The organism is uncultured Erythrobacter sp. (assembly GCF_947499705.1).
Classification (GTDB): domain Bacteria; phylum Pseudomonadota; class Alphaproteobacteria; order Sphingomonadales; family Sphingomonadaceae; genus Erythrobacter.
On record NZ_CANMPJ010000001.1, the window covers coordinates 1,964,376 to 1,988,863 of the forward strand.

The 24,488-nt window shown below is 59.9% G+C and carries 13 protein-coding genes; 9 read left to right on the forward strand and 4 right to left on the reverse strand.

The features are described 5' to 3' along the window. Positions 1–47 precede the first annotated feature (47 nt). From Q0837_RS09430 to Q0837_RS09445, 4 genes are read left to right on the forward strand one after another with little or no spacing between them, the layout of a single operon-like run. Positions 48–1,847: an alpha-amylase family glycosyl hydrolase gene (locus Q0837_RS09430; RefSeq protein ID WP_298468046.1), complete on the forward strand. Its 1,800-nt coding sequence runs from the start codon at positions 48–50 to the stop codon at positions 1,845–1,847. 5 nt (positions 1,848–1,852) lie between these two features. After that, positions 1,853–3,502, forward strand: a complete 1,650-nt coding sequence (locus Q0837_RS09435; RefSeq protein WP_298469871.1) for an alpha-amylase family glycosyl hydrolase — start codon at positions 1,853–1,855, stop codon at positions 3,500–3,502. 3 nt (positions 3,503–3,505) lie between these two features. Continuing rightward, positions 3,506–4,534 carry a LacI family DNA-binding transcriptional regulator gene (locus Q0837_RS09440; protein ID WP_298468049.1) on the forward strand — a complete coding sequence of 343 codons (1,029 nt, stop codon included), beginning with the start codon at positions 3,506–3,508 and terminating at the stop codon, positions 4,532–4,534. Position 4,535: 1 nt separating this feature from the next. Beyond that, a complete protein-coding gene (locus tag Q0837_RS09445) occupies positions 4,536–6,056 on the forward strand; it encodes a tryptophan halogenase family protein (protein WP_298468052.1) in 1,521 nt (506 codons plus the stop codon). An 85-nt stretch (positions 6,057–6,141) separates the two neighbouring features. Here the strand turns inward: Q0837_RS09445 and Q0837_RS09450 are convergent, their stop codons facing one another. Continuing rightward, the gene (locus tag Q0837_RS09450) at positions 6,142–8,862 is read right to left on the reverse strand and encodes a TonB-dependent receptor (protein ID WP_298468055.1); all 2,721 of its coding nucleotides are present in this window, start codon (positions 8,860–8,862) and stop codon (positions 6,142–6,144) included. Between the two features lie 294 nt (positions 8,863–9,156). On the opposite strand from Q0837_RS09450, the gene Q0837_RS09455 reads away from it, so the two are divergent. From Q0837_RS09455 to Q0837_RS09470, 4 genes are all read left to right on the forward strand, one after another. Then, positions 9,157–10,014: a DUF6445 family protein gene (locus tag Q0837_RS09455; protein WP_298468058.1), complete on the forward strand. Its 858-nt coding sequence runs from the start codon at positions 9,157–9,159 to the stop codon at positions 10,012–10,014. Between the two features lie 37 nt (positions 10,015–10,051). Then, positions 10,052–11,575 (forward strand): tryptophan halogenase family protein, encoded by a 1,524-nt coding sequence (locus tag Q0837_RS09460; RefSeq protein ID WP_298468060.1) that lies wholly within the window; start codon positions 10,052–10,054, stop codon positions 11,573–11,575. Beyond that, positions 11,572–12,504: an alpha/beta fold hydrolase gene (locus tag Q0837_RS09465; RefSeq protein WP_298468063.1), complete on the forward strand. Its 933-nt coding sequence runs from the start codon at positions 11,572–11,574 to the stop codon at positions 12,502–12,504. The genes Q0837_RS09460 and Q0837_RS09465 overlap by 4 nt, the downstream gene beginning before the upstream one ends. A gap of 155 nt (positions 12,505–12,659) precedes the next feature. After that, positions 12,660–19,007: a Calx-beta domain-containing protein gene (locus tag Q0837_RS09470; protein ID WP_298468066.1), complete on the forward strand. Its 6,348-nt coding sequence runs from the start codon at positions 12,660–12,662 to the stop codon at positions 19,005–19,007. Positions 19,008–19,058: 51 nt separating this feature from the next. On the opposite strand, the gene Q0837_RS09475 is transcribed toward Q0837_RS09470, so the two are convergent. Then, positions 19,059–20,396: an HlyD family type I secretion periplasmic adaptor subunit gene (locus Q0837_RS09475; protein ID WP_298468068.1), complete on the reverse strand. Its 1,338-nt coding sequence runs from the start codon at positions 20,394–20,396 to the stop codon at positions 19,059–19,061. Then, positions 20,393–22,147: a type I secretion system permease/ATPase gene (locus Q0837_RS09480; RefSeq protein WP_298468071.1), complete on the reverse strand. Its 1,755-nt coding sequence runs from the start codon at positions 22,145–22,147 to the stop codon at positions 20,393–20,395. Before Q0837_RS09480 ends, Q0837_RS09475 begins: the two co-directional genes overlap by 4 nt. Before the next feature lie 179 nt (positions 22,148–22,326). Between Q0837_RS09480 and Q0837_RS09485 the strand changes: the two genes are divergently transcribed. Beyond that, the gene (locus Q0837_RS09485) at positions 22,327–22,980 is read left to right on the forward strand and encodes a Crp/Fnr family transcriptional regulator (RefSeq protein ID WP_298468073.1); all 654 of its coding nucleotides are present in this window, start codon (positions 22,327–22,329) and stop codon (positions 22,978–22,980) included. A gap of 4 nt (positions 22,981–22,984) precedes the next feature. Here the strand turns inward: Q0837_RS09485 and Q0837_RS09490 are convergent, their stop codons facing one another. Further along, complete coding sequence (locus Q0837_RS09490) at positions 22,985–24,484, reverse strand: tetratricopeptide repeat-containing protein (protein WP_298468076.1); 1,500 nt, start codon at positions 24,482–24,484, stop codon at positions 22,985–22,987. Between the last annotated feature and the right edge of the window lie 4 nt (positions 24,485–24,488).

The following is a 24,488-nucleotide window of genomic DNA, read 5'->3' on the forward strand; positions in this document are numbered from 1 at the left end:
TACCGATTCTGGGGGCTGCTTGCGTTGCGGCCGGACCGAGTTCGGCAATGAACGAACCACCGGCCGATGTGCCCGCAGGGAACGCCGCTTTGTCGGACGCGATTTCGGAGCGCTTGCCCGAAGATGAAGTGGTCTATTTCGTCCTGCCAGACAGGTTCGAGAACGGCGATCCGACCAATGATCGCGGCGGAATCGAAGGAGACCGGCTGACCCATGGCTTCGACCCTGCGCACAAGGGCTTCTATCACGGCGGCGATCTGAAAGGTCTGACCGCGAAGCTCGACTACATCCAGGACATGGGCGTAACCGCGATCTGGTTCGCGCCGATCTTCGAGAACAAGCCGGTTCAGGGCGGCGCAGGTCAGGAAAGCGCGGGCTACCACGGATATTGGGTGACCAACTTCACCAGTATCGATCCGCATTTCGGCACCAATGAAGAGTTCAAAGCCTTCGTCGACGCTGCCCATGGGCGCGGGATGAAGGTCTATATGGACATCATCACCAACCACACAGCCGACGTGATCGACTATGCCGAGGGTGAGGCCACTGGCTACGCCTATCGCAGTCTTGCGGATTACCCCTATTCGACGCGCGGCGGGCCGGATGGCGAAGCGATCAATCCGGGCTTTTTGGGCGATGAGGTCCAGACAGAAGAAAACTTCGCCAAACTGGTCGACCCGAACTTCGCCTACACGCCGACCATTCCCGAGGCTGAGCGGAACGCCAAAGTTCCGGCTTGGCTGAACGATCCGATCTACTACCACAATCGCGGCAGCTCGACCTTCTCGGGCGAGAGCAGCACGCATGGCGATTTCGCCGGGTTGGATGACCTCTACACCGAGCATCCCCGCGTGCTCGACGGGATGATCGAAATCTACCAGAGCTGGATCACCCGCTTTGGCATTGACGGTTTTCGCATCGACACAGCCAAACATGTGAACCCGGAATTCTGGCAGAGCTTCGTGCCCGCCATGCGCGAAACCGCCGAGGCAGAAGGGATCGCCAACTTCCACATCTTTGGCGAGGTCTATTCCGACAATCGCGACAGCGGTTTCCTTGCCCGGTTCACGCGCCGCGATGGCTTTCCGGCGGTACTCGACTTCGCCTTCGCTGCGGCGATGCGTGACGTTCTGGGCCGCGGCGCGCCAGCTGGTGCACTGAACGAAATGTTCGATGGCGATGTGAACTATGAAGGCGGCGAAGAGGCAGCGCGCGGCATGCCGACCTTCCTCGGCAATCACGATATGGGCCGGTTCTCGACTCTGATCAAAGCGGACAATCCCGGCATTTCGCAGGGTGAGTTGCTGGCGCGAGTAAGGCTGGGCCATGCCATGCTGATGACTTTGCGCGGCTCGCCGGTGATCTACTACGGTGATGAGCAAGGCTTTGTTGGCGATGGCAATGATCAGGCAGCGCGCGAGGATATGTTCCCGAGCCTGACCGACAGCTACAACGACAATCAACTGATCGGGACGAACGCCACCACCGCGCAGGAGAACTTCGACACCGCGCACCCGCTCTACGCCGCGATCAAGCAATTGGCCGCGATGCGCGCGGCTCACCCGGCATTGCGGCGCGGGCGTCAGATCGAGCGCAGCTATGATGACCAGAAACCCGGTCTGATCGCGTTCTCCCGCTTCGATCCCGATGACGGAACCGAATACTTCCTCGCTTTCAACACATCATCGGAACCGATCACCGAATTTTCGACAATCGGATATAGCGCTCGTACGCTTGAGACGCTGTATGGTAGCTGTGCAAACAGTGTCGCTTCGCCGGGTAGCGTTGCGGTAAATCTGGAACCATTCGGTTCGTGTGTCGCCAAAGTTGTAGAGGCCGCCGAATGAACGAGATGCGTGTGGTGACCGGCGACAAGTCAGGGCGCGAGACTACTGAATGGTGGCGCGGTGCAGTGATCTATCAGATCTATCCGCGCAGCTTTCGCGATTCCAATGCCGATGGCATTGGCGATCTGCGCGGCATTGCCGAGGGGCTGGATTACATCGCATCGCTTGGCGTCGACGGCATCTGGATCTCGCCGTTCTTCACCTCTCCGATGAAGGACTTTGGCTACGACGTTTCCGATTATTGCGGGATCGATCCGAGCTACGGGACATTCGAAGATTTCGACCGGATCATTGAGCGGGCGCACGCGCTTGGCCTGAAAGTCATCATCGATCAGGTCTATTCCCACACGTCGGACGAGCACGTATGGTTCAAGGAAAGCCGCACCGACCGCACCAACGCGAAAGCCGATTGGTATGTCTGGGCCGATCCCAAATCCGACGGGTCACCCCCATCCAATTGGCAATCGGTGTTTGGCGGATCGGCGTGGCAATGGGACGGGCCGCGCAAACAATATTATCTGCACAATTTCCTGACCAGCCAACCCGATCTCAATGTGCATAACCCGCATGTGCAGGAAGCAGTGCTCGATGTGATGCGGTTCTGGCTGGATCGCGGCGTCGATGGCTTCCGTCTCGATGCGCTCAATTTCTCGATGCATGATCCGCAGCTGCGCGATAACCCGCCTTCGGGCGCGCCGATGACCGAAGTCACGCGACCGTTCGACATGCAGATCAAGCAATATAACCAATCGCACGCCGACATCCCGGCATTCCTTGAACGACTGCGCGGCGTGCTCAACGAATATGATGGCCGCTTCACCGTCGCCGAAGTGGGCGGACCCGATCCGCTTGCCGAAATGAAGGCCTTCACCGAGGGCGGCAAACGGCTCGACAGCGCGTATAACTTCGATTTTCTCTACGCGCCCGACCTCACCGCCGCCCGCGTGCGGGCATCGCTCAATCAGTGGGACGGCACGCCCGAAGAAGGCTGGCCAAGTTGGGCGTTCTCCAATCACGACGCGCCGCGCGCTGTCAGCAGGTGGAGCAGTGTAGACGATTACGGGCAGGTCGCACGGCTCAGCCTGCTACTGCTGCTATCGCTGCGCGGCAATCCGATCATTTACCAGGGCGAAGAGCTGGGCCTGCCTCAAGGCCATGTGGCGTTTGAAGACCTGCTCGATCCCGAGGCGATTGCCAACTGGCCGCACACTCTTGGTCGTGACGGTGCGCGCACACCTATGCCATGGGCGGCCAACGCGCCGCAGGCTGGATTCTCCTGCGCCAATCGCACGTGGTTGAAGGTCGACAGCGACCACGCGCCGCTCGCCATCGATCAGCAGATCAAGGACCCGCAATCCATGATCAGCTACACGCGGCACCTGCTGGCGCAGCGCCAGGCCATGCCCGCCTTGGTGGCCGGCACCAGCGAGCTGCTCGATACGCCGGATGAGATCGTCGCGTTTGTCCGTTCCTCGCCCGAAGGTGATGTGCTCTGCGCATTCAATCTCGCCGATCATTCCGTGGGCTGGTCACCCCCCAGCGCCTTTACCGACGCCAAGATTGTCGCCAATGAACGCGAGACCGGTAGCGGAGAAGGCATTGCGACGACGATGCCGCGCCGCTCAGGCTACTGGGCGACGACAAACGGGGGTTAATTGATGCAGGACACGCGCGAAAGATCAGGCAAGTCGGCCCGGCTTGAAGATATTGCGCGTGAGGCCGGCGTATCGATTTCAACCGTTTCGCGTGCGCTCAATGACAGTCCGGCGGTCAAGCGCCGGACCAAGCAGGAAATCTGGAAGATTGCGCGCGCGCATGACTACGATTTTCGCAGCACAATGCCCAACGGACCGATCGGAGCCGACGCCACGATCGCGGTGATCGTCCCTGCCCCGCAGGCCCGCGAGACCCGCGTTGCCGACCCGTTCTTCCTCGATCTGCTGGCAGGCATCGCCGAAGCCGCACGCGAACGAAATGCCGATCTCGTTATCAGCCATCTCAGCCCGCGTTCCACAGAAGACATCGAGTATGCGATGAGCACCAGCCGCGCGACCGGCATGATCTTCATCGGGCAAAGCTCCCTGCACCACGCCTTCAACAGCTTTGCCGCACGCGACAATCGCTTCGTGGTTTGGGGCGCAGAGTTTGCCGACGCGGCCTATTGCACCATCGGCTCCGACAATGTCGCTGGCGGACGGCGCGCCACATCTCACCTCGCCAGGCTCGGGCGCGAGAAGATATTGTTCCTCGGCGACACCGAAGCGCCCGAGGCTGAGCAACGTCACCGCGGCTATCGGCTCGCTCTCGAACAGGCCGGGATCGCGCTCGACGATCAACTTACAGTGCCAGCGCACTTTGACGTGCATTCGGCCGAAGCGGCAACCCGATCAGCCATCGACAGCGGTGTCGAGTTCGACGCCGTGTTTGCAGCCAGCGACCTGATCGCCATCGGTGCCATCCGCGCGCTTACGCGCAGCGGACGCAGCGTGCCCGGCGATGTCTCGGTGGTAGGTTACGACAACATTCCGGCGGCAAGCCTCGTCACCCCGCGCCTGACCACGATTGATCAGGACGCGAACTTGGCAGGGCGGATGCTGGTATCCAAATTGATCGACACCAAAGGGGGACGCGGCGCATCGCAGCGGCTCGAAACCAGCTTGCTGATCCGGGACAGCTGCGGCGGCTGACATGGCTCAGGGTTTCGCGCCTCTCAAATCGATCATCATCGTCGGCGGTGGCAGCGCAGGTTGGATGACAGCAGCCGCGTTGGCACATTCACTGAGTGACAGTTGCGAGATCACACTAATTGAATCCGAAGCGATCGGAACCGTCGGAGTCGGCGAAGCGACCATCCCGCCCATCCGCCATTTCAACCAACGGCTCGGCATCGATGAAGCAACCTTCGTCAAGGAGACAGCTGGCTCCTACAAGCTCGGGATTGAGTTCGTCGACTGGACCCAGCTCGGTCACTCTTACTTCCATCCGTTCGGTCAGTATGGCGCCGAGTTTGACAGCGTCCCGTTCTATCATTTCTGGATGCGCGAAAGCCTGGCCGGGCGGATCGATACGCCCATCGACGAGTTTTCGATGTGCTGGGCCATGGCAAAGGCGGGCAAATTCTCGCACCCATCACCCGATCGTCGGCATATCCAGTCGACGTTCGACTACGCCTATCATTTCGATGCCACGCTATACGCCGCCTTCCTGCGCAAATTTGCCGAAGCGCGCGGAATAAAGCGCATCGAAGGCCGAGTGGTCGATGCGACGTTGCGGGCAGAGAATGGCTTCATCAAGAGCGTGACGCTCGACAACGGCGAGAAGCACGAAGCCGAGCTGTTCATCGATTGCAGCGGGTTTCGCGGCCTCCTGATCGAGGACACGCTGAAGGCCGGATACGACAATTGGCAGCATTGGCTCCCCTGCGACCGCGCCGTCGCAGTACCATGCGCCAAAGGTGAGGCGATCACCCCTTACACCCGCTCAACCGCCAAATCCGCAGGATGGCAATGGCGCATCCCACTGCAACATCGCACCGGCAACGGCTATGTCCATTGCAGCGATTTCATCAGCGAATATGAAGCGACAACCGAGCTGATGACCTCGCTTGATGGCGAGCCGCAAGCAGACCCGCGCACGCTCCGCTTTGTGACCGGCAAGCGCCGCAAGTTCTGGGAGAAGAACTGCGTCGCCATCGGTCTGTCGGCGGGCTTTATGGAGCCGTTGGAATCGACCAGCCTGCACCTGATCCAATACGGCATTCTGCGCCTGCTTGCGCTGCTACCCGATGCCGAGATGTCGCCGCTGCTCGCTCAGGAATACAATACCCAAACGACAGCGGAGTATGAACGGATCCGAGACTTCCTGATCCTGCATTACAAGGCAACCGAGCGGGATGATTCCGAACTGTGGCGCTACTGCGCCAACATGCCGATCCCAGACAGCCTGCAATACAAGATCGATCACTTCCGCAATTACGGACTGATCGTTTCGGACGAGCGCGAGCTGTTCAAGAACCCGAGCTGGATCGCGGTCTATCTTGGTCAGAACATCGTTCCTCAGCGTGCTCCTGCGTTGGCCCAAATGCGCAATCAGGTGCCGGTTGCAGACCGGATGGCGGCGATCTCGCAAGCGATGGGCGATGCCGTGGCAGCCATGCCCGCGCACGGAGACTTTCTGGCTAAACACTGTCCCTCCCCCTACGCAGCCTAAGCGCCTACGCACTTTCCTCCATCGCAAAGCAAAAGGGCCCGCTGTTGCCAGCGAGCCCTCTTGGTGTGGGTGCGACCCAGGGAAATCAGAAGCTCTTGCGAACCGTGAAGTTGTATGTCCGGCCGTAGAGTTCATGACGGCTCGGGAACGTCCCGATCTGATTGCCGCCAGTATCGAACAGATCATTCTGGGTCACGAATGGCTCGTCGGTGATGTTGAACACCTCGAACTGGATCGCGAGACCTTCGAGCGGGCCGCTTTCGTTCTGGAACGTGTAGCCGATCTGACCGTCGAGAATGGTCTCGCTGAGCGCGTCGGCACCGCTCAAGCTGCCATCGAAGTTTTGAACTTCGGACAGGAAGCCATCGCGATAGCGCGCAGCCAGTTTGGCCTGGAAGCCGTTCTTTTCATAGAAGACGTCGGCGGACCAAGTCGTCTCCGAATAGCCCGGGATCGGCAGTGGATCCTGATTCTGATCGTCGACTTCGGCGTCGGCATAGGTGATGCTGAAGAACGCGCCGAACCCGTCGAGTGCGCTCGTCACATCGGCAAGGTCGAGACGTAAGGTCCCTTCGATACCGGTGATCGAACCATCTGCGAAGTTCACCGGACCGCTGAATGCACCGGTTGCCAATTCAGGGGCGGTGTTCAGGATCGAGCCGAAGCCAGCATTGTTGATTTGCTGCTCGAGGTCGATGATCTCGTTGAAGTCGATAACCCAATCGGACAGATCTTTGTGGAAGACCGCGACAATCACCGCCGTCCCCGCAGAGAAATACTTCTCAACCGAGAGATCGTATGAGACAGATTCATACGGCTGGAGCGCGGGGTTGCCGCCGCCTAAGTTGAAGCAGACCAGTTGTGGCGGCGCAAAGCCAAGCACCGTATCGGGTACCTGATCCCCATCGGTGTCCGAACAGCTCAGCGGGTTGACTGTGATGTTCTGGTTCGCCGCCATCTGATCAAGGCGCGCGCGCGTGATCGACTTGGCCGCAGCAAGGCGAATGAACAGACCGTCGCTGACCTCAAAGCTGAGGTTAGCGCTCGGCAGCCAATCATCATAGCTTTCGGTCACGGTGTTCAGCAGCCCGCCACCGATCGTACCGGTCGAAGACTGGCGTGTATCCGAATACCGTAGGCCGACATTGCCGCGCAGCGGAATGCTGCCAAGCATCGCATCGATATTCGCCTGAACGTAGAAGTTGTGCACTTCCTCATCGACGACCCATTCGGTGTCGAAGGTCGCCTTCTCAACGATGTAGGTGCCGTCGGTCAGGAAGCTCGACGGGTCGTAAGCGAGGATGTTGTTATTTAGCCCGCCCGTATCGGTGGACCCGACGATCGCGTTGGTCGGAACCGCAAGGGCACCATCAACAAACGCTGCCGATGGCCGCAAGAAGCTCTCGTTAGAATCGAAGTTCTTGCTGCGGTCCGTGTAGAGATAGCCAACGGTGATGCTGCCGAGGAACCCGCCGTCGAACTCATAATCGAGCTCTGCGCGAAGCTGGTTCAACTCGTCTTCGATCTCAGGCTCTTTGATGAAGCCAACCTGGCCCCACCCCCCCGGATCGGTCAGCAAAGCGTTTGCCGGATCAGTGTAATCGAGCAAACCATCGATGCTGTAGCGTCCATTGGACGGCGTGTTGAATGTCAGCGTATCCTGCGCGCCTGAGCGTGCGCGGCCCGTTCCTCCATAGGATTCGTAGTCGATATCGTTACGGTCGAGATGCGAATAGCCATAGTCGAACACGAAAGAGAGGTTGTCGGTAACACCCCATTCAAGGTTCGCGCCGATGGCGAAGATCTGCGCTTCGTTCCCTTCGGTGTCTGTCCGCAGGATTGGCACGACGCCGGAATAGGTCGCGGTCTCTGCGAAAGGTCCGGCTCCCGTGGCACCATCAAAGGTGGCGCCGCTCCACGAAGCGATCGGCGTTTCCGTGCCGCGGAAGATGCCTGAATCTTCGGTGTCGGTGTAGAACGCGTCGATGGTCGCGCTGAAGTTGTCGTACGGTTCGAATTGCAGCGTACCGGCGACAGAAACGCGCTGGAAGTCGCGGCTGACGACACCCTGACGCGGGTTGTCTGCAGCGTAGAGCAATCCGTTCGCATCGCGCGCAACCTGAAACTGGTTGGTCTTGAGTTCGCGCGAGATGAAGTGGGTCGGGTTCGACTGCACAGTTGCGCCAAGCGACCAACCTACGGTGCCGTCGGAATTCTGATCGATCAGCGAGGCAAAGAAGCGGTAGCCATCGTCGCTGAAATCGGGGTTCAGCGAACCGCTATCGTTAAGGACATAGCGAGCCGAGACATTGATCTGGCGATCGCCAAAGTCGAGTGGACGAACTGTGCGGAGGTCCACTGCGCCGGCAATACCGATGGCGGCGAGGCGGGCGTCACCCGTCTTATAGACAACACCCTGGTTGATCAGTTCGGATGGGAACTGGTCGAATTCGATCCCGCGATTGTTACCTGCGGAGACAACTTCGCGGCCGTTAAGCAGCGAGAGCGAGAAGTCCGGGCCAAGGCCGCGGATCGAGATCTGCTGTGAGCGACCACGCACACGCTGTGCGGTCACACCCGGCAGGCGAGCAAGTGCGTCAGCGATGGACAAATCAGGCAACTGCCCGATGTCCTCTGCCGAGATAACTTCGACAATGCTTGTGGCTTCACGCTTTGCCTCGAGCGAAGTTTCGATCGAGCTGCGGATGCCGGTTACGACGATCTGATTGCCTTCGCCCTCAGCTTCGGGCGCATCGGAATCCTGTGCGACGGCGGGCGCTGTGCCGGCCACCATAACAAGACCCATGGCCGCACCACTAAGCAGCCGAGCGTTTGCGGAAAAACGCGAATATCCCATCAATACTCTCCCCCAACGCACATTGTTGGTTCCGTGCGTTTGCAGTTTTTTTCATAGCGTGAAAAATTGCTGCCGTAAATCACCAATCTCAACCAAGGGTGATCCGCCACTGACCACAATCTTTCTCATTTCTTTTTAGATATTTAGGACATCTTGTCGTTCTAAATACCTTCGCAATGTTAAAAGTAGTCAACAGGTTGTGGCCCCCGAGTCACACTTTTGACGCCGCGCCCGCGGTGTCAGTTGCGCGAACTGCAAGGACGAACCACGCCAGACTCCTATGCCGGCGAGAGTCTGAACATTTATATGTTATTTTTCCGCAGTTTAAATGAACTCAATTGGCATTCAACTTCGAGTTTGATAGCCTTTCCACGGCATAAGAAGCGATCTAGGACACCAATATCAGTCATGGGAAATTGGGCGATATCGCTTGCAGATGCGCAATTCACTGAATTTTCAGATGAAAAGCACGAATTCATCACGGTCGATGACTTCATGACAGCACCCAAAACCGCGATTGAAATGGCTGTTTTGCAAAAATTTGCAAAGATCACACCGCAATATCCTGGCCTGCGCGCACCGCTCGACAAAGCCGTCGCGCAATCCTGGCTCGCCGAGTTGACGCCGCTGCTCGACAAGGGCTTTGGCAAAGCGCGTAATGGATGGGGCATTCAGGTGTGGCTTTCGGTGGTGACCACCCCGCCCCATGAACTGATCCCGATGCAGCGGCTTCCACATGTCGACGGAACCGATCCCAAACTGATTGCCATGATGCTGTATCTTCATGAGACCGATCACGGCGGCACCGCCTTCTTCCGGCATAAGTCCACCGGGCTTGAAAGCCTGACCGATGAGACCTTCCCGCAATTCCGGGCAGCGCTGGAGGTCGATGTGGGCCGAACCGGAATGCCGCCCGCACGTTATATCGAGGACGGCGCGCCGCATTTCGAGCGCATCCACGCCAGCGAGGGCGTCTTCAACCAGGCCGTGTTCTATCGGGGCAATGTGCTGCATAGCGGGATCATCGACAACGATGCCCCTTTACCGCTTGATCCGCGCGAAGGGCGCTTGACGATCAATGCCCTTTTCAGGCCAAACTGACAGCGAGAGGTGCGGGACCGCCCGCTGAAGATATCCAATGAGCGACACACGCGTGCAGAAACTGGTGATTGTCGGCGGGGGAACCGCCGGATGGATCACGGCGGCGGCCTTTGCCAAGCTGCTCGGATCAAACCTCGAGATAGAGCTGGTCGAGTCCGAAGCCATCGGCACTGTCGGTGTCGGCGAAGCGACAATCCCGCAGATCATCCGGCTTAATGGCATCCTCGGCCTCGATGAGGCGGATTTTCTTCGCTCCACCTATGGCACGTTCAAGCTCGGTATCGAGTTCCACAATTGGGGTCGACAGGGCGACAGGTATCTGCACACGTTCGGCGACACCGGTCTGAACCTGAACAGCGTGCCGTTCCATCACTATTGGCGCCGCCATGCTGCGAAGAACCAGGGCGCGCCGGACCTATGGCATTATTCTCTGCACCAGCACGCCGCCGAAGCGGCGAAGTTCGCGCATATGGACAAGGTCGGTAACACCCCGATGACGGGTCTTGCCTATGCCTATCACTTCGACGCGAGCCTCTATGCCAAATATCTGCGGGTCTATTCCGAAGTGCGCGGCGTAACCCGCTCCGAAGGGATCGTCGAAAACGTCGCGCGCGATGGTGAGAGCGGCGATATCACCTCGATCACTTTGCAAGACGGCACGAGCGTTGCGGGTGATTTCTTCATCGACTGCACCGGCTTTCGCGCCTTGCTTCTGGGTCAGGAACTTGGGGTCGAATATCAGGACTGGTCGAAGTGGCTTCCCTGCAACCGTGCGCAAGCCGTGCCAAGCGAGCGGCTTGAAACGCTGGTGCCCTATACTCGCGCGACCGCGCACAATGCCGGGTGGCAATGGCGTATCCCGCTGCAGCACCGCACCGGCAACGGCCATGTCTATTCGAGCGACTTTATCTCGGATGAGGAAGCTGGCGACATATTGATGGCCAACCTGCCTACCAAGGCGCTCGCTGACCCCCGCCCGATCCGCTTCACGACTGGGCGCCGCGAACAGTTCTGGTCGCACAATTGCGCGGCGATTGGCCTGTCGTGCGGCTTTCTGGAGCCGCTGGAATCGACCTCGATCCATTTGATCCAGGCGCATGTCAGTCGCCTGATCCAGCTATTTCCGCGCGGCGGCGGTGGGACGTCCGAACGCGCCGAATACAATCGGCGCTGCGCGGCGGAGTTTGAACAGATCCGCGATTTTCTGATCTTGCACTACCACCAGACCGAGCGCGAAGACTCCGAATTCTGGCGCTATTGCAAACACATGGAAGTGCCCGACAGTCTGACGCACAAGCTTGAACTGTTCGCGTCCTCTGGCCGATTGGGCCGCGATGTCGATGACCTGTTCCGCGAGGCCAGCTGGGTACAGGTGATGCTGGGCCAGGGTGTGACCCCGCAGAGCTATGACCCGATGGCGGATCAACTTTCCGATGCGCAGCTCGGCGAATTCCTCGAAAACCTCCGCCGCCTGATCGAGCGGACGGTTGGTGGCTTGCCAACGCACGAAGAGTACATCGCCAAGCATTGCGCGGCGCCAGTTGAAACGGCGGTGGCATGATGTCGAAACTGAACAGGCGCAGGATAATCCAGCTCGGATGCGGCGGAGCGGCGCTCGCGGCTTTGCCATCTGCTCTTTGGGCTTCGAGCGGAATCGGACGGTTCCTCGAATATCGCGACATAAGTGCGCCAGGCCTGCCCGCTCAGCGTCTCACGATCTGGCTGCCGCCGGGCTACAGTGAAGGCACAACACGATACCGCGTGCTCTATATGCATGACGCGCAGAACCTGTTCGATCCGGCGCTGTCGAACTTCAACAAGGTCTGGGCCGCCGACACAGCGATGATGCGTCACGCGGCCGAAAGCGGTGAAGATCCCTGGATCATCGTTGGTATCTGGTCGCCTGGTGTGGATCGGTATCGCCAGTATTTGCCTCTGCCCGCTTATGAACAAGTCGATGGCACGCTCCGCGCGGCGATGGATGATTACGCCCGTGGTGCGATCGTCTCGCACCTTTACCTTCAATGGATCACAGGCGCGCTCAAACCTTGGCTCGATAGCGCGCTGCGTACCAAGCCTGAACCGCAGAACACCGCTATCATCGGATCGAGCATGGGCGGGCTGATCAGCCTGTACGCCTTTCTCGAATACCCGGAGGTGTTCGGTCGCGCAGGTTGTGTAAGCACCCACTGGCCAGCAATTGCGCCGCAGAGCGTCGATGCGACCGATCCGGACCTTGTCGCGATCTGGACCGGGATGCTGTCGGACAAGCTCAGCGAACCGTGTGGGCGCAAACTGTGGTTCGACCACGGCACCGCCACTCTCGACGCGTTCTACCCGCCCTATCAGGCCGCCATCGACACGCATATGAGCACAACCAGTTGGCAACGGGGTCGGGATTGGGAAAGCCGCTCCTACGAAGGCGCAGAACACGAAGAAAACGCCTGGGCCGCGCGCTTGCCGGAAGTACTGAACTGGGTGTTCAGCTAGACTTTTCGGACGAATGCAACTCGTCCCGTTTTGCTCAGAATCTTGTGGAATTCCGTAATCTTGCTGTCGCGAAGACCGTATAGTCAAACTTCGTCCGATTCGGTGGAGTTTGACTGACTCCAGCTACTCTCGCGCTAGTCTTTGGGGGAATTTCTATGGTCGCCGGCACAACTTCGTCCGTTTTCATCAACGAGATCCATTACGACAACAACAGCCCCACTTCAGACGCAAACGAATATGTCGAGATTGCCAATCCGCTTGGTGTCGATCTCACTGGTTGGACTGTGGTGTTTTACAACGGCAGCAATGGAACTTCCTACAACACGCTCAATCTGAGCGGCACGGGCACGATCCAGGGATTCCCGCTTCCGGCCAACGGTCTCCAGAATGGCGCGCCCGATGGCATCGCTTTGGTCGATGCGATGGGCAATGTCGTCCAGTTCCTGTCTTACGAGGGCAGCCTTACGGCGACCGATGGCCCCGCGAACGGTCAGACCAGCACCGATATCGGCGTGGGCGAAGGGCCGGCCTCAGCCAGCGGCACCACAACCGACACGCAATCGCTCCAGCTTCAGGGAACGGGCAACACCGCGGGTGACTTCATGTGGGTTGAAAACATCGCGCAAACGCAAAGCGCCGTGAACACCGGTCAAACCTTTACCTTGCCAATCGTGACAGTGCTTGACGAAGGGTTCGAGACCGACGGCAGCGTCGATACCGGCAGCGGCGTGCGTTACACATTCTCTTCTGGACAAGGGAACGACGGCTTCAGCGATTTCTTCACCCGAACCGATGGCAGCGACGTTGATCCGTCCTATGCGGTAACTGGTCAGACGGGCAGTTTCTTTTTCGCCGCGCAAGACACGGACTCGGTTCCAGGCCTTTCGACCGATGACGAACAGTCGATCTTCTTCACCGGCCTCGACATCACCGGTCTCACCAACCTGATGTTCTCGATCGATGTTGCGGAAGACGACAGCTCTGATGGCAATGAGGACTGGGATTCGACCGACTTCTTCCAGGTCTTTGTCACAATCGATGGTGGTACGTCGTTTCAGATCTTCGGCATCGAGAATGATGGTGTAGGAACCGGATCAGGCTCCAACGGCGCGCCGCTGCTCGACACCGATCTCGATGGAACCGGCGATGGAACACAGATCAGCGCGAACTTCGCCACCTTTGCCGCTGCGATAGCCGGGAGCGGATCGACGCTTGATATCGAACTTCGCTTCCATCTCGATTCCGGCGATGAAGATTTGGCGATCGATCAGGTCACCGTCACGGGCGAGCAAGGCGGAACACTGCCGCCTCCGGTCGTGTTCATCAACGAGATCAACTACGCGCTCGCAGGACCCGACGAACTGTTTGAATTCGTCGAAGTCGTAGGCGAGGCCGGGCTCGAAGCGACCGGCTACATCATCGTCTACTATGACGGCGATACCGGCGCAGAATATGCCCGCTCTACGCTTGGATTGACGCCATTCACCGATCAGGGCGATGGTTTCGGCACGAAAAGCGTCGGCTTCCCGTTTGATTTCCTGCAGGATGGCGCGCCTGACGGGATCGCGCTAGTCAATCCCGACGGCGATGTTCTGCAGTTCCTCTCTTACGAAGGTGCATTCACTGCCGCCGATGGCCCAGCCGCAGGCATGATGAGCACTGATATCGGTGTGGCCGAAACCGATCCGGCGACCCCCAACCAATCACTCCAACTAACCGGCACAGGCGAAGGTCCGGATGACTTCACTTGGGTGACTGGAACAGCAAGCCAGGGCGCCTTTAATGACGGTCAATCCTTCGGTCCGCCGCCAGAGCCAGGAACGCTGAGCATCGCCGATGCCGGTGTGACCGAAGGCGATAGTGGCACCACCGATCTGACATTCACTGTCACGCGCACTGGCGGCACTGACGGAACCGTCACGGTCGATTTCACCACTTCGCTCATCCCCAGTCAGGCCGATGCCAGCGATTTTGTTGCCAATTCGGGGACGCTGACTTTCCTTGATGGTGAGACCAGCCAGACCATCACGGTTCAGGTCAATGGTGACACAGATTTCGAACCGACTGAATTGTTCGCGGTTGACCTTTCAAACCCGACCGGCGGCGCGACAATCGACGATGGTTCAGCGCTTGGGACAATTTTCGCCGACGACGCCAACACCACTCCGCAAGGCCCCGCCGAAGTCTTCATCAACGAAATTCACTACGACAATTCCGGCGCTGATGTTGGCGAAGGGATCGAGATTGCAGGCCCTGCTGGCACCGACCTGAGCGGTTGGCAGCTTGCTCTTTACAACGGCAATGGCGGGGTTGTGTACGACACCGAGAACCTGACAGGGATCATTCCCGATCAGGATGACGGCTTTGGCACACTCGCTTTCCCGATCAGCGGTATCCAGAATGGGCCGGACGCGATTGCGTTGGTCGATCCCTCGGGCAATGTCGTCCAGTTCCTTTCCTACGAAGGCACATTCGAAGCGACGAACGGCCCAGCCTTGGGCCTGACAAGCGAGGACATTGGCGTAGCCGAAGGCGGCGTTCCAGCTGGCACCTCTTTGCAGCTTGGCGGTACGGGCAACGTCGCGGACGACTTTACGTGGCAGGCTTCGCAAACTGACAACTTTGGTCTGGTCAATACCGGCCAGGACTTCACGCCGGTCAATCCCAATGGTGCGCTGTTCATTGACGACGCAAGTGTGGCCGAAGGTGACAGCGGCACTGCGCAAATCACCTTCAACGTATTCCGTGTCGGCGGAGATACCGGTGCGGTGAGCGCCGATTTCGCCGTTATTCTCGGTAGTGAATTCTCTGACGCTGACGCTGCCGACTTGTCGGGTGCGACCACCGGAACGGTAAGCTTCGCAGACGGAGAGACCTTCCAGACCATAACCATCGACGTGGTCGGCGACACCGTAGGCGAGCCGAGCGAGTTCTTCGATGTAGTGCTTTCCAACCCGACTGGCGGTGCGAGCATCGGCGCCGGAACCGGCGTCGGGACAATCGTGAACGACGATCCGCTCAATCTCGAAATCGGGGAAATTCAGAGCGCAGGCCACACCTCACTGTTTGTCGGCAACGAAGTTACCACAACCGGTGTTGTCACAGCGGTCGCTTCCAATGGCTTCTACATGCAGGACCCGGATGGCGACGGCGATAGCGCGACCTCGGACGGTATCTTCGTATTCACCGGAATTGCCCCGACAGTCGTCGCTGGCGATGGTCTGACCGTTGTCGGAACCGTGAGCGAATTCCAGGGTGGCGGCGATCCGGCGAACCTGACAATCACACAGCTGACCGACGCTGCCATCACGGTCGATTCAACGGGCAACGCACTGCCCGATGCGATCGTCATCGGCCCCAACGGCATCACCCCGCCGACTGAAGTGATCGAAGATGATGACTTCACCAGCTTCGACCCGCTAACCGACGGCATCGATTTCTGGGAAAGCCTCGAAGGAATGCTGGTCACGATCGAGAATCCGGTCTCGGTCGATTCCACCAATGGCTTTGGCGAATTGTGGACCGTAGCGAGCGACGGCGCGGGCAATCTGTCCGCGACCAATGTGTCCGACGAAGGGCTGGTCGTGATCGAGGGCGGCGACGGTGGCCTGGGCGAGTTTGACGCTGGTGCTGGCTCGGACTTCAATCCCGAGAGAGTGCAGATCGATTCTGCTGGCCCCTTGAACGGCGTCGATGTTGCCATTCCGGATGTCACGCCCGGCACGCTGCTCAACACTGTGACCGGTGTGGTGGACTATGGCTTTGAGAACTATCAGGTCCGACCGACGACCGATGTAACGGTCGCGCAGGCGAGCACCAATATCGCGGAAACCACCGCTCTGGTGCCGGGCGCGGTCAACCAGCTTTCGCTCGCGACTTACAACGTGCTCAATTTCGATATCAACGAAGCGGATGGCGACACAGATATCGCCGAGGGACGGCTTGCCGGAATTGCCACCGACATTGGCATCAATCTCGCCGCGCCTGACATCGTTGTGCTGCAAGAGGTTCAGGACGACAGCGGGTCAGCCACTGACGGGACCGTCTCTGCGCAGATGACGCTTGAGGCTCTGGCGACCGAGATCTTCAACCAGACCGGCATCCAGTATTCCGTGTTCGACAATCCCTTTGTTGTCGATGGTGAGACAGGCGGACAACCGGGCGGGAACATCCGCATTGCCTTCCTCTATCGCGACGACCGGGTCGATCTTGACGAGGCGTCTGCCTTCACGATCACCGATGATACCGGCGCAATCGACGCAGCGTTTGCCAACTCACGTGCGCCGCTGGGGGCGAATTTCACCTTCAACGGCCAGACCGTGACGGTGATCGGCAACCACTTCACTTCGAAAATTGGTTCCGACAGCAGCTTCAGCGCGATCCAGCCGCCGACCAATGCTGGCGCGGTGGCGCGAGCGGCTCAGGCAGCTGCGGTGAATGCGCATATCGATGAGCTGCTAGCCGCCAATCCCGATGCCAAAATCGCAGTGGCAGGCGACTTCAACGAATTCCAGTTCGAAGAGCCGATGGAAGTGCTGACAGGCGAGCTCGATTTCGACGGTGCGACAGTCAGCCCCGGCAGCGAAACCGTGCTTGAGAACCTGACCTTTAAGCTCGACGAGGACGACCGCTTCAGCGTGCTGTTCCAAGGCAACGCGCAGGCGCTCGATCACATTCTGGCGACCAGCAATCTGGCCGACGGAGCGCAGATCGATGCGGTCCACACCAATACACCCCTCGGCAATCCGAACTCCGACCACGATCCCTTCCTCGCGGTGTTCAATGTCGGCGTGCAGGACATTGTCGGCACGAACCAGTTCGACGACACGCTTGATGGCAATGACGGTGAAGACGACATCGATGGCCTGCGCGGTGATGACACGATCAACGGCAATGGCGGCGACGACAACATTGATGGCGGCCGGGGCGAAGACACAATCGATGGCGGTGATGGTGACGACATGATCGATGCCGGTGCCGACAATGACGATGTCATGGGCGGCGCAGGTGATGACATGATCGACGGCGGCGACGGCGACGACATGCTCGATGGCGGCGACGACAATGACAAGATCAACGGCGATCGTGGCAACGATATGATCATGGGCGGCGACGGCGACGACATGCTCGACGGCGGGCTTGGCGACGACATCCTTTTTGGCGGCGAAGGCAACGATATGCTGATCGGCGGGTCGCAGCGCGACATGCTGTTCGGCGAAGGCGGCGACGACAACCTCGATGGCGGTGCACGCGAGGACGAGCTCGATGGCGGCACCGGCATGGACACGCTGACGGGCGGCACTCAGTCGGACCTGTTCATCCTTCATGCCGACCAGACAGCAGCCGACGCCGACACGATCACCGACTTCGAACGCAACATCGACGGCATCCGTATCGATGGTTCGATGGGGCGGACGATCACCTTCGTTCAGGCTGGTCCTGACGTGCAGATCCTGTCGGATGGCGTTCTGGTTGCGACCGTGCTGAACGCGGCAGAAGCCGATGTGCAGGCCGCTTCTCTCATCGACGGAGGGGGTCTCACACTTCAAGGGACTCGCGGGCCGGACACGCTCACTGGCGGCGCGATGGATGACATCATCTTTGGCGACCGCGGCAATGACATCATCGACGGTATGGGCGGCGACGATACGATCGATGCCGGTCCGGGCGACGACAATGTCATGGGCGGCGCGGGCGAAGACACGATCCTTGGCGGCGATGGAGCCGACATGATCAGTGGCGGCGACAATGACGACACCATCACCGGTGATCGCGGCAATGATATCCTCAGCGGCGATGGAGGTGACGACATGATCACCGGCGGGATCGGTCTTGATATGCTGAGCGGTGGAGCCGGAATGGATATGCTATCCGGCGGCGATCAGGCAGACTTGCTGGATGGCGGCGCTGACAACGACACGCTCGATGGTGGCCGGAGCACCGATACGCTCGATGGCGGCACCGGGATGGATATGCTGACCGGCGGCACGCAGGCGGACCTCTTTATTTTGCACGCCGATCAGACCGCTGCCGATGCAGACACAATCACCGATTTCGAGCGCAATCTCGATACGATCCGGATCGACGGTGCGGGCGGCAAAGCGATCACGTTTACGCAGGTTGGCCTTGATACCGAGATTGCCGCGGACGGTGTGCTGGTGGCGACGGTGCTCAATGCGACGAGCGCTGACGTGCTTGCGCAGACCAGTTTCGATGCGCCTCCGGCCTCGGCCATGTCGCAAGCGGCTCCTTCGGCGGTGGCGCAGTCGATCGGCAGCGTGGCGGTTATGTTGAGCGACGTGAATGACGCGGCCTTCGTGTTCAACGATGCAGCATCTGCGCCTGTGACCACCACAGGTTACAGCCACACCAAGGTGCCGCTGTCCGACATGTTTGGAGCGGTGCCAGAACCCGCGACAGGCAAGTTCGCTCTCGATGGGATTGAAGCGGAAGATAACCCGTGGATCGAACACGGTTCGTTCGGGTTCGAACCGATTGCGTGATGGAAAGGTGACGGGCGGCGACCGAGAATTCGCCGCCCTCGCCCCGATATTTTAGTTGCGAAACGCGCGAGCGAACTGATCGACCAGCGGCTTCGTGACGAAGGAAAGCATCGAGCGGCTGCCAGTTTCAATAAACAGTTCGGCCGGCATGCCCGACACCAGTTCAAGCCGGTCGGTCACGTCTTTTGAACTTTCGTCGAGCACCACTCGCACCCGGAACAACCGTGCCCCTGTTGCGTCATCGGTCACTGGGTCGGCTGAGACGAAGGTCACCTCGCCTTCCAGCTCTGGCGTCGTCGCCTGATTGAATGCCGACAGCCTAATGCGGGCAGGCTGGCCGACTGCGACCCGATCGATATCGCTGGGCAAGACCAGGCCATTGAAGACGAGCGCATCGTCCTGCGGCACGATTTCGACAATGGTCTCGGCAGGCCGCACGACTTCACCGACCGCGCTGTAGGCGAGCTTGTCGACAGTTCCAGCGTATGAGGCGCGGATCTCTGACCGGTCGAATTGATCGCCTGCACTCGCACTCGCGACGCGCTGTTCATTGATTGCGGCTTCGACTTGCGCCAGCTCCGCACCAGCATCGGCGCGCGCGGTCTGGCCGATCTGGATGCGTTGCTCATTCGCCTGCGCGATCCCGGCATTGGACTGCGCGATATTGGCCTGCAGCGCGCCGATGTTCCCATCGAGATCGATCGCCGTGCGCTCCATCTCGTTGAGACGCCGGATGGTGACGTAACCCTTGTCATGCATCTCGCGCAGCATCTCCAGCTCGGGTTTGATCAGCGCCTGCTGCTGCTCGAGCGAAGAAATCTGCGCGTTGTAGCCATCGATCTGGCGGCCAAGCTGGTTCACCCGCTCGCCCAGCTGGGCGCGCAGGCTCGATTGCTCGGACCGATTGAGCGCGAAGCGCCGCTGTTCCGCCGCCATCGCCGCGCGCGCTTCATCGCTGTCATCGCTTAGCAACTCGGCGGGGAACCGGATCGATCCGCGATTTTCGATTTCAGCCGAAAGGCGTGCACGCTGGGCCAGCAATTGCGCGAGCGAGCGTTCCGAAAATTCCGCGCTGACCGCGCTCACTTCGGTGTCGAGCCGCAACAGCAGATCGCCTTCTTTCACAGCATCGCCATCGCGCACCAGAATCTCTGCAATCACCCCGCCGGTCGGATGCGCAATCCGTTTGACCCGCGTTTCAGGTGCGACTTCGGCCGTGGCAATCACCGCGCCGCCAATCGGCACCAATGCTCCGCCCACGATCACCAGAAGCGCCAGAATGCCAGCGGCGATCATCGCAGTGCGCGTGCGTTTGCGCGCCCGTGCATCATAGCTCTCAGCCAAATCGCCAACATCGGCTGCTGCGGTAATAGGAAGCTGCGCGTTCACGACTGCTTCTCCGCCAGCTCATCTGTGTCCGCATCCTTGGGCGGCCTGATCGGCGTCGCGTTGGGCGCGGTCACCATCTTCGAAAGCACATCATCCCGCTCGCCAAATGCCGACATCCTGCCATTCTGCAGCACCAACACCTTGTTCACTTGGCGCAGCGCCGAAGGCCTGTGCGCGACCAGAGCCACGATCGCTCCGCGTTCCCGGACCTCACCAATCGCGCGGTCCAAAGCCGCTTCACCATCGGCATCCAGGTTCGAGTTCGGCTCGTCGAGCACCACCAGAAACGGATCGCCATAAAGCGCGCGGGCCAATCCGATCCGCTGGCGTTGGCCCGCCGATAGCTGAATACCCCCGGCTCCGACCACGGTGTCATAACCTTGCGGCAATCCAAGCACCATGTCGTGCACACCCGCCGTCCGCGCCGCAGCAATCACGGTTTCGGGCGATGGATTGGGTTCAAACCGAGCAATATTCTGCGCGATCATGCCGTCGAACAATTCGACATGCTGCGGCAGGTATCCGAGATGCGCGCCCAGATCGTCGGGGTCCCATTGGTCGAGACTGGCCCCATCCAGCCGCACCGCGCCTTCCGCCGGGAGCCACAATCCCACGAGCGCGCGCGACAGAGTCGTCTTACCTGCCGCACTCGGTCCGATGATGCCCAGCGCATCGCCCGCCTCCAATTCAAACTGGATGCCTTCGAGCACCGGTGTCTCGCTACCCGGCGGGACGACGGCTAGGTGCTCGACCCGCAGGCTTTCGGTCGGAGGAGGCAGCTGCGTCGCTTGCGCATCCTCATCCGGAAACGCCTCGAACAGCCGATCAAGCCGCGTCCAGCCCTGTCTCGCGCTGGTGAACGCGCCCCAATGTGCAATCGCCTGATCAATCGGAGCCAGCGCTCGTGCGGCGAGGATCGACGCCGCGAACACAATCCCGCCGCTTGCCTCTCCTGCCAGATAGAGCAGCGCTCCGACCGTCAGAACCAGGCTTTGCAGGAAGAGGCGAAAGATACGACTCACACCGCTGAGCAGGCTGCCCGTTCGTGTGACCCGGTCCTGCGCGGCATTGAGCTGTGCATTGGCCGCATGCCACATGTCATACATCCGTTCGCCCATTCCGAGCGCGCGGATCACCTCGACATGGCGGCGGTTGTCATGCGCCAGTTTGGCGCGATAAGCGCGCGCCTGACTCGCATCTTCGCTGGGCGAACGCGATGCGCGATCATTGAGCAAAGTCAGCGCAATGAGCACCAGAGCGCCGACCAGAGCCGTCACGCCGAGCCAGACATGCAGCACGGTCAGCAGGGCGACAAACAACAGCAGCCATGGCAAATCCATTAACGCCCCCGGCCCCGGAGAACTGAGGAAGCTGCGAATGCTATCAAGATCGCGCATCGGAGTAAGGCCATCATCGCCATAATCCCCGGCCCGCAAAGCGAGCTGCGAAATCGCGCGGTGAACCCGGCCCGTCATCCGCGCATCCAGCGCTGCGGCGACGTCGCCCAGAATGCGAATCCGCAGCAGGTCGAACAGGCCCTGAAACAGGTAAACCACCACGATCATCGCCAGCAGCCCGAACAAGGTCGCGGTGCTGCCGCTGGGCATCACGGAATCGTAGATCAGCAGCATGTAGATCGGGCCGCCAAGCAGCAGCACGTTGATGATCGCGCTCAGCCAGCCGACCGAAATCAACGCCGACTTCGACCGCGCTATCGCGCTTCGCAATTCAGATTCTGGCGAAGGACCCATAGAGCGCCGGGTTGTAGTGCTTTTGCGACAAGATGGCGACTCAATGCTTCGCTTGGGCGCCCATTCGATCCGTCTGACGCCCTGCGTGATTTTCATGCCTCGCTCAGTACATTTGACGCGCGCGGCCGATCACCACTAGCGTGCGCGCATTGGTGCGAATGCTGAGTAAGGATACATGCATGGAATTGGCGGACCGCACGGAGGCGCTCTTTCGACTGCTGGATTGCGAGCGTGCATCGGCGACCGCCCTCGCCCATGCCATGCGGCCTTGCGAATACACACCGCGCACGATCTTGTCCCACCAAGGCGACCACGACGATCGGCTATGGCTGATCCTTGAAGGCACCGTGCAATTGCAGGCGATTTCCAGCGAGGGTCAATCAACCGTCATCTCTGCGTTCGGACCAGGGGAATTGGTCGGTGCGTTCGCCGCTGCGGAAGAGAACGCCTTCGATGCGAGAGCGCTTGGGCGTGTGCAGGCACTACAGGTGACCGCGATCGAGCTTGATCGGCTGTTTCAGGAATGTCCCGACCTGGCAGCGGGAATGTCGCGCATTTATTCGGGGCAGTTGCACACCGTGCTGGACCGATTGGCCGCGCGGGTAACCCTGTCAGCGGTCGGGCGTTGCTATCGCGAGCTGCTGGCCCTGGCAGGTCCATCGGATTTGATCTCGCCGCCACCAGTGATTGCCGCGCTCGCCCTGACCGCGCAGACCACACGCGAAACGGGTTCTCGCGCGATCAGCACGCTGGAGCGGCGGGGTATCATTGAGCGGTCGAGCGACAGGCTTGAAATCGTGTCGCGCAGGATGCTCGAGGATTTGGTCGTTTAACCGGTTATGAATTGATCGACCAAAGCGAAATCGGGCCGCTGAGCGAGGCCAGTTCGCCAAGCTCTTCGATGTGAATGTCAACCGCCAGAACGCGCGCGATCATCGCCGATTGATAGTCGGTCAGAAATTGCCCGCGCTCGGCTGCTTGGAGTAGCCGGTCGGTACGGTCGACAATCATCGGTCCGGGTTGTTGATCCGGGAAAACATCGATCGACAGCGCACCCGTGATCGCTCCGGCCTCCGCTACAACGCTCTCCATTGCGGCGAGGCACTCTTTGGGTTTGCCTACAAAGCCTGTGCGCGCTCCAATACCCTGCGGCGTGAGATCATTCCGATCAGCCAGGACGTCAGCATCGGCGGCACTCAGGCCATCGAAGCAGACAATCGCCGACAAGCAGATGTCGAGCGCTGAACCCTCAGAGCTAACGGTCGGATTACCTCCGCCAAAGGCTCGCGTGCTCTCGATCCGGTGCAGAGGCCTTCCCGACATCCGCCAATGTCCGACATGTAAACGCTCGGCCTCGCCCGGAGCAACGATCGTAAGAGCATGCGCATGGCTGCTCAAAATGTCGGCATTGCGAATGGCCTGCCCCATGGAGACAAGGCTGGCCGTATCAATCGATAGCGCGAAGGGGTTGTCCTCTTCGCCCGTGCCTGGAGGCACATGCTCCACCCGTTCTGCGCGCTCGATCAGAGCATCGAAGCGCTTGCCCCAATCCGCCCGGTATGGTTCGATCGATCTAGCGCGGAAATCCTCAATCGGGTTCGGCAAAGTGACTACAAGGCGCGCGCCCAATGCGACTGCGGCCTCGGCGATCATTATATCGGCCCCGGCGGCAAGCGCTCCAAAGGCAAAACCTGGTTTGAGATTGGCGATCGCCGCGTCGATCTCTTCGCGCAGCCCCGGCGCATCGGGATCAAGCCCAATCAGGCCACTGAAATGAAGCGAAGGAGGCGGACGGAACCGATCAAGCCAGGCCGGATCGCCTCCCTGCACCTCGGTAATCGCTGCAAATTGTTCGAGCGTGCGAGCATGATCTTCCCAAGCCTGCGGAAGCTTGGCGACGCCTTCGGCGAGCGCGGCCTCAGCCTTGGCTTGCTCGCCGAGCAACAAATGCGCCTCGGCCCGCGTAGCCTCGCGCCAGAACGGCGTCTCGCCCTCGTCGGTGTTGTTGTCGATCAGTTCGAGCACCTGCCGCGCGAGCTCATTCGTCCGATCCTCTTCACCCGCAAACAGCGCGAGCGCAGCGGCGTTGATCAGCGGATAGCTATCGGCCTTGAGCGCATGGGCCGCGAGATAGGCGTCGGTAGCCTCTCGAAACAGCCGAGCGCGTTCCTCATCAGCAGCGCGCCAAGCGAGGTCCTTAAGCAACCGCCCCTTGAGCGTGAGGACCTTGATGTCATTGGTAACGGCTCGAAGCCCCAACTCCCCAAACACACCCCAAGCCCGCACCGGATTCCCGGCACGGGCGAGTTGGAGGATTTTGGTTGGGAGGGGGGTCAAGGTC